At 47.8% G+C, this 13,523-nt stretch carries 13 protein-coding genes; 9 read left to right on the top strand and 4 right to left on the bottom strand.

Translation table 11 applies throughout. The annotated features are described in order from the left end of the window. The first annotated feature begins 90 nt into the window (after positions 1-90). From prmA to PG915_RS15955, 5 genes are all read left to right on the top strand, one after another. The gene (gene prmA, locus PG915_RS15935) at positions 91-972 is read left to right on the top strand and encodes a 50S ribosomal protein L11 methyltransferase (RefSeq protein ID WP_353497336.1); all 882 of its coding nucleotides are present in this window, start codon (positions 91-93) and stop codon (positions 970-972) included. Positions 973-1,172: 200 nt separating this feature from the next. Beyond that, entirely contained in the window at positions 1,173-2,141 is a 969-nt protein-coding gene (gene dusB / locus PG915_RS15940; protein ID WP_112462363.1) for a tRNA dihydrouridine synthase DusB, read from the top strand. A gap of 23 nt (positions 2,142-2,164) precedes the next feature. Continuing rightward, positions 2,165-2,461, top strand: coding sequence for a DNA-binding transcriptional regulator Fis (fis, locus tag PG915_RS15945; protein ID WP_042478607.1), 297 nt, complete (start codon positions 2,165-2,167; stop codon positions 2,459-2,461). Positions 2,462-2,650: 189 nt separating this feature from the next. Continuing rightward, a complete protein-coding gene (locus PG915_RS15950; RefSeq protein WP_353497337.1) occupies positions 2,651-3,079 on the top strand; it encodes a VOC family protein in 429 nt (142 codons plus the stop codon). Between the two features lie 238 nt (positions 3,080-3,317). Then, positions 3,318-4,964 (top strand): methyl-accepting chemotaxis protein, encoded by a 1,647-nt coding sequence (locus PG915_RS15955; protein WP_353497338.1) that lies wholly within the window; start codon positions 3,318-3,320, stop codon positions 4,962-4,964. Between the two features lie 48 nt (positions 4,965-5,012). Here the strand turns inward: PG915_RS15955 and zntR are convergent, their stop codons facing one another. Continuing rightward, complete coding sequence (zntR, locus tag PG915_RS15960; RefSeq protein ID WP_353497339.1) at positions 5,013-5,426, bottom strand: Zn(2+)-responsive transcriptional regulator; 414 nt, start codon at positions 5,424-5,426, stop codon at positions 5,013-5,015. 10 nt (positions 5,427-5,436) lie between these two features. On the opposite strand from zntR, the gene PG915_RS25095 reads away from it, so the two are divergent. From PG915_RS25095 to purD, 3 genes are all read left to right on the top strand, one after another. After that, positions 5,437-5,616 carry a hypothetical protein gene (locus PG915_RS25095; RefSeq protein ID WP_418642301.1) on the top strand — a complete coding sequence of 60 codons (180 nt, stop codon included), beginning with the start codon at positions 5,437-5,439 and terminating at the stop codon, positions 5,614-5,616. Between the two features lie 102 nt (positions 5,617-5,718). After that, positions 5,719-7,311, top strand: coding sequence for a bifunctional phosphoribosylaminoimidazolecarboxamide formyltransferase/IMP cyclohydrolase (gene purH / locus PG915_RS15965; protein WP_353497340.1), 1,593 nt, complete (start codon positions 5,719-5,721; stop codon positions 7,309-7,311). Positions 7,312-7,430: 119 nt separating this feature from the next. Beyond that, on the top strand, positions 7,431-8,717 hold the full coding sequence (gene purD, locus PG915_RS15970; protein ID WP_353497341.1) for a phosphoribosylamine--glycine ligase: 1,287 nt from the start codon (positions 7,431-7,433) through the stop codon (positions 8,715-8,717). A 68-nt stretch (positions 8,718-8,785) separates the two neighbouring features. On the opposite strand, the gene PG915_RS15975 is transcribed toward purD, so the two are convergent. Both PG915_RS15975 and hupA read right to left on the bottom strand, forming a co-directional pair. Next, positions 8,786-9,472 (bottom strand): DUF1481 domain-containing protein, encoded by a 687-nt coding sequence (locus PG915_RS15975; RefSeq protein ID WP_353497342.1) that lies wholly within the window; start codon positions 9,470-9,472, stop codon positions 8,786-8,788. Positions 9,473-9,685: 213 nt separating this feature from the next. Beyond that, the gene (hupA, locus tag PG915_RS15980) at positions 9,686-9,958 is read right to left on the bottom strand and encodes a nucleoid-associated protein HU-alpha (protein ID WP_006073404.1); all 273 of its coding nucleotides are present in this window, start codon (positions 9,956-9,958) and stop codon (positions 9,686-9,688) included. 319 nt (positions 9,959-10,277) lie between these two features. On the opposite strand from hupA, the gene PG915_RS15985 reads away from it, so the two are divergent. After that, complete coding sequence (locus tag PG915_RS15985; protein WP_353497343.1) at positions 10,278-11,435, top strand: hemolysin family protein; 1,158 nt, start codon at positions 10,278-10,280, stop codon at positions 11,433-11,435. A gap of 95 nt (positions 11,436-11,530) precedes the next feature. On the opposite strand, the gene PG915_RS15990 is transcribed toward PG915_RS15985, so the two are convergent. Beyond that, the gene (locus PG915_RS15990; protein ID WP_353497344.1) at positions 11,531-13,420 is read right to left on the bottom strand and encodes an ATP-dependent zinc protease; all 1,890 of its coding nucleotides are present in this window, start codon (positions 13,418-13,420) and stop codon (positions 11,531-11,533) included. Positions 13,421-13,523 lie beyond the last annotated feature (103 nt).

Below are 13,523 nucleotides of genomic sequence, written 5' to 3' on the forward strand. Positions count from 1 at the left end.
AGAAAAACCCGCCACGGCGGGTTTTTTTATGCTGAGTGTCAGTGAATCTGCTACACTCTGCGCAAAATTCACCTTGCTAGGACCCAACTTATGCCTTGGATTCAAATTAAACTCAACGCGACCAATGAAAATGCAGAGCAAATCGGCGACATGCTGATGGAAGAAACGGGCGCACTGTCTGTCACTTTCCTAGATGCGCACGATACGCCTGTATTTGAGCCGCTGCCTGGTGAGACCCGTTTATGGGGCGATACTGATATCGTCGCACTATACGATGCCGAAGCAGACACCAAATGGGTGGTTGAGACAATTAAAGGCAGCAATATGCTACCGGAAGGTTTCGCTCATAAAGTCGAGCAGCTAGAAGACAAGGACTGGGAACGTGAGTGGATGGAGAACTTCCACCCAATGAAGTTTGGTGAACGTTTGTGGATCTGCCCAAGCTGGCGCGATGTGCCAGAACCCGACGCCGTCAATGTGATGCTTGACCCTGGTCTAGCATTCGGTACCGGCACTCACCCAACGACAGCGCTTTGTCTAGAGTGGCTTGAGTCGCTCAACCTTGAGGGAAAAACGGTCATCGATTTTGGCTGTGGCTCAGGGATCCTAGCGATTGCCGCGATCAAACTTGGCGCTGCAAAAGTCATCGGGATCGACATTGATCCTCAAGCTCTGGTTGCGTCAAAAGACAACGCGCAGCGCAATGGCGTAGCAGACCAGTTAGAGCTATTCCTGCCACAAGATCAGCCAGAAGGCCTGATTGCCGATGTTGTCGTTGCCAACATTCTTGCAGGCCCGCTTCGCGACCTGTCTGGCATCATCAAAGGGCTCATTAAGCCAGGTGGTGAACTCGCGATGTCAGGCGTGCTAGATACCCAAGCAGAAGACGTGGCGAACTACTACCGCGATGATATGAGCATTGACCCTATCGTTGAACTGAACGAGTGGTGTCGCATCTCGGGCAAAAAATAACCACTCTCGTTTAAATAGCAGTGTTTTAGGAGGCAAAAACACTGCTATTTTTGCTCTAAAAGGAATACTTTTAGTACTAAGCGACTGAAAATGCGACAATTTGCAGAAACAAATTGTAAATGCTCAAATATTAGTCTTTTCACGCACCGAAAAAATGCGTAAAATGCGCGCCCTTGCTTGTGTAAACCTGTGGCGATGTTTTGAAAATCGGACAATACCAACTTAAGAACAACCTCATTGTCGCACCCATGGCGGGTGTTACCGATAGACCGTTCCGTGAGTTGTGCCTTCGTTACGGTGCCGGTATGGCCGTCAGTGAAATGATGTCCTCAAACCCGAAACTGTGGAAAACAGCCAAGTCACAGCAGCGCATGGTGCACGAGGGCGAATCAGGTATTCGTTCAGTGCAAATAGCAGGTGCCGATCCAACACTTATGGCGGAAGCGGCACAGTTCAGTGTTGAAAACGGTGCACAAATCATCGACATCAACATGGGCTGCCCTGCTAAAAAAGTGAATAAAAAACTGGCGGGTTCTGCTCTGCTTAAGTACCCAGATATCATTGAAGATATTCTGCGCACCGTAGTCGATGCTGTCGATGTCCCTGTGACATTAAAAACCCGTACAGGTTGGGATACAGACAATAAAAACTGTGTCCAAATTGCAAAACTAGCCGAAGACTGCGGCATACAGGCGCTCGCCCTTCATGGTCGAACTCGTACCTGCATGTACAAAGGCGAGGCAGAATACGACAGCATCAAAGCGGTAAAAGAAGCTGTCTCTATACCGGTTATCGCTAACGGTGATATCGATAGCCCAGAGAAAGCGAAATATGTACTGGATTACACTGGTGCAGACGCTTTGATGATTGGACGTCCGGCCCAAGGACGGCCATGGATTTTCGAGGAAATCCAACATTACTTGGAAAACGGCACACTGATGCCTGAGCGCCCGACTTCGGATGTGCAGGGTATTTTGCTTGGTCATGTTCAAGCACTTCACCAGTTTTATGGTGAGTTTTTAGGTCCACGCATCGCGCGTAAGCATGTTGGCTGGTATCTAAAGGAACATGAACAGGCGAGTGAGTTCCGCCGTACCTTCAACGCGATTGAGGCTGCAAATGAACAGCTCGACGCATTGCAAGGTTATTTTGACAACGTTGCATCATAATTACGAGAAGAGCTAAACCGATTATGTTCGAACAAAATTTGACTTCAGAACCATTGACAGTTACTACAGTAACATCTTCAGACCAAATCACACAGAAGCCGCTACGTGACTCTGTAAAAGCGTCTTTAAAGAACTACCTTGCTCAATTAAATGGTCAAGACGTCACTGAATTGTATGAACTAGTTCTAGCGGAAGTTGAACAGCCGCTACTAGACACCATCATGCAGTACACTCGCGGTAACCAAACTCGCGCAGCAACAATGATGGGTATCAACCGCGGTACTCTTCGTAAGAAGCTTAAGAAATACGGCATGAACTAATTCGCCTCTAGCGAACTATTTGAGATTAAAGGGTCTGGAGCACACGCTTCAGACCCTTTTCTTTGTCCGAATCTCGCTCAAATCCCCCTCAACAACTAATCTTAGATTCCCTCTTGACCTCAACTTAACTTGAGGATTTACCGTTAACGTCAGCGATTGTTTTTATTCAAACACAAACAAGGAGACGTTATGAAAAGCTACGTAGAACACGCCAATATTACCGTAATAGATGCCGAGCACAGTGTTGGACTGCTACTTGCTGCACTACCTGACTGGTCGATCCGAGGAGAAGGTCGAACCGATGATTGGTTTGGTAAACCGATGCGCTGGTATCACGTTGGAACAGAAGAGAGTTACATCACTATCCAAGATGGCGGCGAAGGAGAGGCCGGAACATGGCAGCAGCCTTGGATTGGAGTTAAACACATTGGCATTGTGGTCGACGATCTAAAAAAGACCATTTCACGACTTGAAGACGCTGGTTACCCGCTTGATCACATGGGTGGCGAACACCCCTATCGTCAAAGTGCCTATTTTCAAGACAAGCATCATGTCCAGTTTGAGTTTGTCGAATATTTTTCTGAACTTGCCACTGAGCGCAATGACTATCAGTTATAGCTTTCGATTTGAGTCAACTTCAAAAGGAAGTGGGTTGTAATAAGTGGTTCTATACATAAGCAACCATGCCCACAAATGCAAAGCTGGGCTCAAACCCAGCTTTGTGACCCGCTTAATAATTAGACGATAGTGGCATAGAGTCAGCGCAGAACATGGCATAGGGTATAGCTATAACAACAATCAGCATGCCGAATGACTAAAGGTGATGCACTCTTTTTCCAAGAAAGGAATTCTTGCTATGACTACTCCGCTTCTGCGCCGCATTTCGATTCAACATCGACTGTTTCTGCTCATTGGACTCGTTTCCGTTGCTCTATTTATTCCACTCATTTTGGCACTGCTCGATTATCAGCAGTCATTAATGACCAACAAACAAAACAAGACCCAACACTTAGTGCAAACGGCTTATACCTTAGTGGAGCACTACCACCAGCAACACATCAAAGGAGAGATAAGTCTAGAACAAGCTAAGACAGGGGCAGCCAATGCCGTTCAAAGTCTTCGCTATGATGCCAATGATTACTTTTGGATCAACGATCTCACTCCCACCATGGTCATGCACCCAATGAAGCCAGCCCTCAATGGACAAGATCTTAGCCAAATTGCCGATCCCAACGGGAAGAAACTGTTTGTCGACATGGTTACCCTCGCTAAACAGCAGCAGTCAGGTCTGGTACATTACATGTGGCCAAAGCCAGGCTCTGAGTCTCCCGTCGAGAAAGTCTCATACATCAAACTATTTAAGCCCTGGGGCTGGGTAATTGGCTCAGGTGTTTATGTCGATGATGTGAATGCGCTCACTTGGCAAGCCATCCAAAAGGTATTGATGAGTGTCATTGCCGCTCTGGCTGTTATGTTGGCAATTGCCTATATCATTGGCCGCAGCATCATCAAACCATGCCGTGATACATTGGCGGCATTAGACGATATTGCCAGTGGCGATGGCGATTTGTCGCAGACCCTACCCGAAACCGGAAGTGATGAGCTGAGCCATATTGCGAAAGCGTTCAATCAATTCACCCACAAGCTCGAGAGCATCATTCGTGATATCAAGCCTGTCACCGAGGACATTACTCAAGCGGCCATCGCGCTAAATACCGTTGCTCAGCAAGGCGCAGCTCAATCAGAGCAACAGCAGCAAGCGGTCGATACTGTTGCCTCTGCGATGAATGAGCTTCATGCCAGTAACAGAGAAGTCGCGAATTCCGCCCAGCAGGCTGCTGAGGCCGCTCAGGAAGCGAGCTCTCAAGGTCAACACGGCGGTGAAGTGATTGAGCGTGCCACCTCACATATGCAGGCATTATCGATGCAGCTCACTGAAACGGACCAAAACATTCAGATGCTAGCAACAGAAACGCAGGAAGTGGGCTCTGTGCTTGAGGTCATTCGCGGCGTCGCCGAGCAAACCAATCTATTGGCACTCAACGCTGCTATAGAAGCCGCTCGAGCAGGTGAACAAGGGCGTGGATTTGCCGTAGTCGCGGACGAAGTAAGAACGCTTGCGACTCGAACTCAGAGCAGTACCGATGAGATTGAGCAGATCATTCAAAAGCTGCAAACCCAAGCGGCAGAGGTCAGCCAGTCAATGACGTTGACGCAACAGCAATCCACGGCAACTATCGAGCACACGGAACAAGCAAGACAAGCACTGCAGCAAATCGACCAACGCATCAGTGCCATTGCCTCTCTCAATGAGCTAATTGCCGCAGCGAGTTCTCAGCAAACCTTAGCGACCGATGAAATCAGTCAAAATCTGACGCAAATTGCCGATCATGGCAGCCAGTCGGCCAATGAGGCGAAAAAGCTGGCCGAAGCCAGTGAGCAATTGATGGAAAATGGCAACACTTTAAGTGTCGGTGTGGGCGCATTTAAAGTGCAATCGTAAGCCGCACTCAGTAATAAGGGAGGCAATGTCTCCCTTGTCTTCTCTTCGTCACGATTTTTCATCTGCGACTTCTAGAGCCGCGAGTATTGAGCAGTGGCTCGCGTCATGGTCATGTCCACAACAGGCATCATTGATCTTCTTAAGCGCGGCACGAATCCTGGTAAGTTCAGCGATTTTGTCATCAATGAGTTCAAGCTTGCTAGAGGTAATGGCTTTTACTTCAGAGCAGCTGTGCTCGGTGGCCTCAAGCTTAATTCCAAGCAGCTCTTTAATTTCATCTAAGCTCAGACCAACCTCTTTCGCCTTAAGAATAAAACGAACTTGCCTTTGACTCTCTTCATTATAAAGACGGTAACCCGAGTCACTGCGACCAACAGGAGCAATCAATTGGTTCTTTTCATAAAAACGCAACGTATCTGACGTCACCTTGCAGCGTTTTGCTAACTCACCTATTTGAAACATAACCGTTTAAATTAACCTCTTTGTTACAAAAGTGTTCTTTAGTAGGCTTTTTTGCACTTTTTTTGCCTATGCCAAACGATTGCGCGAGCTTTTTTGTAATAGATTGGTTAGAATACGCGCCATCGCCACCCCGGTGGTAAAAATACCAAGGGTATTTGCCCAACAGACGACTGGGTCGCCTCAATCATGAAAGAACCCGTCCTGTTTGGCAACTATCTTTAAATCCGCAGAGCAAACCAATCGTTTGCCCTGTACACAGCAACACAATCTGTGACTTTGAGGAAACAGAAGCATGAGTAACGCTCGTCCAATTCGCCGCGCTTTAATCAGCGTATCTGACAAAACTGGTATCGTTGAGTTCGCACAAGCACTAGCACAACGCGGTGTTGATATCCTTTCTACTGGTGGTACTGCTCGCCTTCTTGCTGAGCAAGGCATCGCAGTAACTGAAGTATCTGACTACACTGGCTTCCCAGAGATGATGGATGGTCGTGTTAAGACGCTACACCCGAAAGTACACGGTGGTGTGCTAGGTCGTCGCGGTCAAGACGACGACGTGATGGCGACTCACGGCATCAACCCAATCGATATGGTTGTGGTAAACCTATACCCATTTGCTGCAACCGTAGCAAAAGAGGGCTGTACGCTAGAAGACGCAGTGGAAAACATTGATATCGGTGGTCCAACTATGGTTCGCTCCGCAGCGAAAAACCACAAAGACGTAACTATCGTTGTTAACGCACACGACTACGAGCGCGTTATTGCTGAAATGGACGCAAACGACAAATCTCTTACTCTAGAGACACGTTTCGACCTCGCTATCGCAGCTTTTGAGCACACAGCCTCTTACGACGGCATGATCGCTAACTACTTCGGTACTATGGTTCCATCTTACGGTGAGAACAAAGAGGGTGATGCTGAATCTAAGTTCCCGCGCACGTTTAACCAACAGTTCGTGAAAAAGCAAGACATGCGCTACGGTGAGAACAGCCACCAAGACGCTGCGTTCTACGTAGAAGCAAACCCAGAAGAAGCGTCTGTATCTACCGCTCGCCAAATCCAAGGTAAAGCTCTGTCTTACAACAACATCGCCGACACTGACGCAGCACTTGAGTGTGTGAAAGAGTTTGATGAGCCAGCTTGCGTTATCGTTAAGCACGCCAACCCATGTGGCGTTGCGCTAGGTAAAGACATCCTTGAGGCGTATGACCGCGCTTACAAAACTGACCCAACGTCAGCGTTTGGTGGCATCATCGCCTTCAACCAAGAGCTAGATGCAGAAACAGCGAAAGCAATTGTTGAGCGTCAGTTCGTTGAAGTCATCATCGCACCTTCTGTTTCTGCTGAAGCAGTAGAAGTGGTTGCGGCGAAGAAAAACGTTCGCCTGCTAGAGTGTGGCGAGTGGACAACTAAGACGACGGGTTTTGACGTTAAGCGCGTTAACGGTGGTCTTCTGGTTCAAGACCGCGACCAAGGCATGGTATCGCTAGATGACCTTAAAGTGGTTTCTAAGCGTCAACCAACAGAAGAAGAGCTAAAAGACGCACTATTCTGCTGGAAAGTGGCTAAGTACGTTAAGTCAAACGCGATCGTTTACTCGAAAGGCGACATGACTATCGGTGTAGGCGCAGGTCAAATGAGCCGCGTGTACTCTGCAAAAATCGCTGGCATCAAAGCGGCTGACGAAGGTCTACAGGTTGAAGGCTGCGTAATGGCATCCGATGCATTCTTCCCATTCCGTGATGGCATTGACGCTGCAGCAGAAGCTGGCATTAAGTGCGTTATCCAACCAGGTGGCTCTATGCGTGATGACGAAGTTATCGCAGCAGCGGACGAGCATGGCATGGCGATGATCTTTACAGGCATGCGCCACTTCCGTCACTAATTCGTTTTTGGTTCTCCCCCTTGCTAAGGGGGAGTTAGAGGGGGTCAGTTTGCGAGATCGCTATTTACCCCTCCCAGCCTCCCCTTATTAAGGGGAGGAGCAAAATCAAAGGATATATTATGAACGTTCTAATTATTGGTGCTGGTGGTCGTGAGCACGCTCTGGGTTGGAAAGTGGCTCAGAATCCAAATGTTGAAACTGTTTTCGTCGCACCAGGTAACGCAGGTTCTGCGCTTGAGCCAAAGCTTGAAAACGTTGCTATTGACGTTGAAGACATTCAAGGCCTGGTAGCGTTTGCAAAAGAGAAAAACATCGAGCTAACGATTGTAGGTCCTGAAGCACCGCTTGTAATTGGTGTTGTGGATGCATTCCAAGAGGCCGGCCTAGCGATCTTTGGCCCGACTCAAGCAGCCGCTCAGCTAGAAGGCTCTAAAGCGTTCACCAAAGACTTCCTAGCTCGTCACACTATCCCAACTGGCGCTTACGCTAACTTCACTGAAATTGAGCCTGCATTGGCTTACGTTCGCGAGCAAGGTGCTCCGATCGTAGTTAAGGCTGACGGTCTTGCGGCTGGTAAAGGTGTGATCGTTGCGATGACGCTAGAAGAAGCAGAAGACGCAATCAAAGACATGCTGGCTGGCAACGCATTTGGCGACGCTGGTAGCCGCGTGGTTATCGAAGAATTCCTAGACGGCGAAGAAGCAAGCTTCATCGTGATGGTTGATGGTGAAAACGTATTGCCAATGGCAACCAGCCAAGACCACAAACGCGTTGGTGATAAGGACACAGGGCCTAACACTGGCGGCATGGGCGCTTACTCTCCGGCTCCAGTTGTCACGCAAGAAATCCACAACCGCATTATGGAAGAGGTTATCTACCCAACCGTTCGCGGCATGGCTTCAGAAGGTAACCCATATACAGGTTTCCTATACGCGGGTCTGATGATCGACAAAGATGGTACGCCTAAGGTTATCGAATATAACTGCCGTTTCGGTGACCCAGAAACTCAACCTATCATGATGCGTATGCAATCTGACATGGTTGAGCTTTGCCAAGCTGCGATCGACAAGAAGCTAGACCAAGTTGAGTCTAAGTGGGATCCACGTGCTTCTATCGGTATCGTTCTAGCTGCAGGTGGCTACCCAGCGTCTTACAACAAAGGTGATGTTATCTCTGGCCTACCAACAACAGAAGTGGAAGGCGAGAAGGTATTCCACGCAGGTACAGCAGACAAAGACGGCAATGTTGTGACTAACGGTGGTCGCGTACTATGCGCAACCGCACTAGGCAACACGGTATCTGAGGCTCAAGCGCGCGCTTATGAGCTGACTAAGAAGATCAGCTGGGACGGCATGTTCCACCGCAACGACATCGGCTATCGTGCGATTGCTCGCGAGCAAAAGTAATTGAGCCAAGTTCAAAATGACAAAGGGTGCCAATCGGCACCCTTTTTTAATTTGTTCTGGGAAATGTATTAAATCAGTTCAGGTCTTGGAATGCAGTCTTTGGCGCCATCGGCCAACATCAGTAACTGCTCTACCCTTGCGCCAGTCAACCGTGTGCTGCCCAAGAACGCCACATAGCTTTCCACTTCAGCCAAACGAGAAACCACAAAACTTGGTAAGCTCTGCTCAAACTTAATGTTATTGAATTCTATACCGCTGCACGTTTCTAGTGTCTCACCATCCCAGTGGCCTTGAACAAGCTCTAAGCCGTCACTGTCTTGCTCTTTTACTCGTTCAACTAACAGCGAAGCTTCACGTTGGTAATTTTCAAGCTGAGCTTTTTTCACTGGTAGCACTTTACCATTACGGCGGTACTGCTGATAAATCGCCTCACCCTCTTTGTTAAATCGTACGTGGATGCGGTAAGTCACGGATCCCGTTTCCAAGTCATTTTGTACCCCTTCACGTACAAACTCTCTCAGAGTATCGCCGCTCCAGCGATAATTTGATTGATACCAGCCGTAGTCATTCATGTTGACGTAATCAGCAGCACTATGAGGGCGAGTGAGTTTTTCGGTATACCAATAAAAACTGGTCGCATCACCCAATGTCTGGCCACCGGTATAGTCTGAAAATTGATTGATACTCGGAGAAGGAGAAGACGAACAGCCAAGCAAGCTAGCTGCGAGAAGCGAAACCAACAGTATTCTTTTCATAGTTGCGAGGCACCTCTATTGAACGCGCGATAAACGAATTACACCGAGTGACACAGTTAAGACAGTAAATGGTGCGTCGCGTTCAGTTAAATGAAGCTTAAAGTGAGGAGACAGATAGGTAATCGCGCTGATTCAAAACACGCTTAACAATCGATCCTGGGGAAGAATAAGATGGAGAGAACAGCACCGATGAAGCCATCGGTGCTGTAAAAATTATTTCACTGCGTCTTTCAGTGCTTTACCAGCAACGAATGCTGGAACGTTAGCAGCAGCGATTTGGATCTCTTCACCAGTCTTTGGATTACGACCAGTGCGAGCTGCACGGTGGTTTACTTTGAACGTACCAAAACCAATTAGTTGAACTTGGTCACCTTCAGTTAGCGCTTCAGATACGCCTGAAAGCGTCGCTTCTAGCGCTGCTTTAGCTTGTGCTTTAGATAGGTCAGCTTTTTCAGCGATAAAATCGATTAATTGGGTCTTGTTCATTAGGTTTCCCTTCTTCATGTTATCGAGTTAAAGCCCACTCTAAATCATAAAGCCCCCATCTGGCAAAGGTTTGTAGCGCTTCTTTATCGCTTATGACGTAGATTTAACCGTTTTATGAGCAATAACTCACAATTTGTTACCCAAAGATTAAGTTTGAAACCTTGTAATTTATTGCATAAAGTCCCATAAATGCACTGCGACTCAACTGATAAGCCTGATAAATTGGTCTGTCGCTACTGTTTTTAAGCACTCACCAACAATGCACAGGCTCATTTTTGCAGCAAAGTTAGGTTGATGTGTGCACTTACCTAGGAAATGAATGTTTCTTTTAACGGTTTATATTACTGTCGCTATTGGTGTCTCTTTTATCTGTTCGGTATTAGAGGCGGTACTTTTAAGTATCACCCCAAGCTATCTTGCTCAGTTGAGACAAAAGGGTCACCCTGCGGCAGAAAAGCTAACCAAGCTCAAAGCAGAGCTAGATAGACCCCTAGCGTCTATTTTGACCCTAAACACCATCGCCCACACTATCGGTGCGGCGAGTGCCGGTGCGCAAGCGGCAAAAGTGTTCGGTAGCCAATGGCTAGGCGTCTTCTCAGCAGTATTAACGCTGGCTATTCTGGTGTTGTCAGAAATCGTACCGAAAACCATTGGTGCGACCTACTGGCGTCAACTCGCTCCGGTTTCAGCCACTATCCTACGTTGGATGGTGTGGGCACTGACGCCATTTGTTTGGTTCTCAGAGCAAATTACAAAACGCCTAGCGCGCGGCCATGAAACGCCGAAAATGCGTGATGAGCTATCAGCAATGGCAATGCTAGCTAAAGAAAGCGGCGAGTTTGCGGAAGGCGAATCGAACATCTTGAATAACATTTTGAATATTCAAGACATCCCAGTAACGCAAGTAATGACGCCTCGTCCAGTGGTGTTCCGCGTACCGGCTGAGATGACCATCAATGAATTTTTGACTGAGCATAAAGAGACGCCGTTCTCACGCCCATTGGTGTACAGCCAGCAGAAAGACAACATTCTCGGCTTTGTACACCGCTTGGAGCTATTTAAGCTTCAACAGCAAGGCAGCGGCGAGAAGCAACTAGGATCGGTGATGCGCCCAATCCAGGTGTTGTTTAACACCATCATGTTGCCGAAAGCGTTTGAACAGATGATGGCGGCGCGCCTGCAAATCGCGATGATTGTCGACGAGTACGGCACCATTCAAGGCATCATCACTCTAGAAGACATCTTCGAGCACTTGTTGGGGCAAGAGATTGTCGATGAGGTGGACAAAACCACCGACATGCAAGAACTGGCTTATCAGCGCTGGGAAAACTGGAAAGAAAAACACAGCATCGTTGATAACTCAGACGATGATGACGAAGAAGCACCAGTCGAAAAGCCTGAGCCTCAAGCCCAAACGCCACAAAAAGCTGAAGAGACGAAAGACGAAACTAACTCTCAGGATAAGAAAGAGTCTTAAGCGCTCAATCTCAAAAAGCTCTGAATCTCTACAAGCACTCAAAATAAAATGGCCGCGAAGTTCGCGGCCATTTTTTTATATCCAGCAGGCTGTCGTTAGTGACTGCCTATCTCGTTGCCCAACAGGAAGTTCTCATCACTACTGACCACAACGCCATACTTGAGGAAGTTCTTACCGAGAATCATACTGTAGTGGAAACGAGAGCGGTCTTGCAGGTTCACACGTACTGTTTTCTCAACATCGCCAAGTTTCACGCGCATATTGACCACAGGGCGAACATTGGCCTTCTCCCCAGCTTTAGCACGAATGCGCATCACATCCACCACTTCGCGGGTAAATTCTTGCTTCATACCCATGTCATTGGTGTAGGTGAAGGTCACCATTTTCTTGCCATCTTTTTCAAACTGCTTGATGTTGGTCGCGTTCATTGAGCTGACGTCGGCACCCGTATCCAGTTTCACTGGGAAAGAGAGCCCTTCCACCGTGGCATTTTCAATATGCCCTGCCGTAAACACAGGGTAGGCATCGAGTAGGTTCTCACTGCGAGTATTCACCAGTACACCCGCCTTTGTGGCTTTCTTACCGATGATAAAGTATGGCTTATCCCCTTCATCGCTATCGAGTGCTTCAAGTGCAAACTCTACAGTAACGGTGCGATCACCAACGATAAACTCACCATCGACCACCGGCCTTACCGTATCGCCCACTTTGATGCGGCGTAAAATAGTTTTGCGGATCTTCTCTTCATTGCCTAAATCACTCGACAAGTAGTACTCCACTTTGTCGCGACCCTTAGCTTCAATGATTTCGAAACTGCTGACTTTCAGAAGCGGCGTGTTTACCGCAAACGACGGTTCGGCATCAAGCTGAACACCATCGAGGATCAAGCTTTCCGTTGGTGAGACCACCAGCGGCTTGTCTTTCATGCGAGCTGCAAAGCTCTGCTTTTTCTTCTCAAGCTTTCCTTTAGCGCCGGTATCGACAATAAAGTTCTTGTTAAGCGTATTCAGACCTAGACGAAGCTGAGTGCTCTGCTTCGAGCGATCTTTAAGGTAAACCTGAATCGTACCTTCAAAGTCTTTACCACCTTTAAATGGTACAAAGATCATTGGGTACTCATTGCCTGACACTGAAAGCATTTTCACTAACGGATAAGTGACACGTTTTTGTGCGCCTTCCTTGCCAACCAAATCGAAGCTTACTGAATTGGCTTTTTTGTCTACCTCAATATTTTGCGCATTGAGAATGCTGTAGTTGTTCGACAAAGAGATGCTGACGTCTACCGGCACATCTGTCACCGAGCCGGATTCTCGGCGACCAATCACTTGCGCGTCTTTTTGTTCTTGCAGGTAGTCGTATCCAGCCATAACCCAAGCGTTGTTGGCTAGGAAGGTCTTACCGATCAAAATTGGGGCGCTAAAGCCGCTTCGGTCGGTAAGGTTCACTTCCGTGTCCACGGTCTTGCCAGCAATGGTCATTGGCAAAGTGACAACTGGGCGGTAGATAGGCGTCGAACTGGTGCGGCTTCGAATGACACTGGTGCGCGTCAATGGGCGCTCCATTTCAATCTTTTCACCCGTGTAAGGGTGGCGCAAAGTGAAGTTCACTACGCCTTGGAAGTTGCGCTCGTCATTATCGAACTCTTTTAGCCACCAGTCACTCGCTGAGCCACCATACTCATCGACGATGGTTTGCATCAGCTTCTCGTCACTGAGTCCTTGGTACTTAGGATTGTTACTGATGACCTTAATGTCTTCAGCGTGCATTGATGTAGTATCAGCGCCCGTATCGATTTTACCGACAAATGGAATGCCTTCGAGCGCTTCAATATCTTGGTAGTAAACACTTTCAACGCGTCCAAGGACAATCTTATCCTCAATAGAAAGAACCGGTGCTTGTGTAGTAGAGAGATCTGGTGCAGCCATAGCCCACCCGCTTGTCATTGTGGCTAGAATTAACGCCAATTTAGTTGCTGTAGTTTTCATTTTAATACATCCATTCATCGACTGGCTCTAAATACGCATGAGTTCCTAAGACAACGGTCGACTCACTTCGTTTACCGACTCCTTTAAACTTTACAGAAAATCA

The organism is Vibrio sp. CB1-14, from assembly GCF_040412085.2.
In the GTDB taxonomy this organism is placed as follows: Bacteria; Pseudomonadota; Gammaproteobacteria; order Enterobacterales; family Vibrionaceae; genus Vibrio; species Vibrio chaetopteri.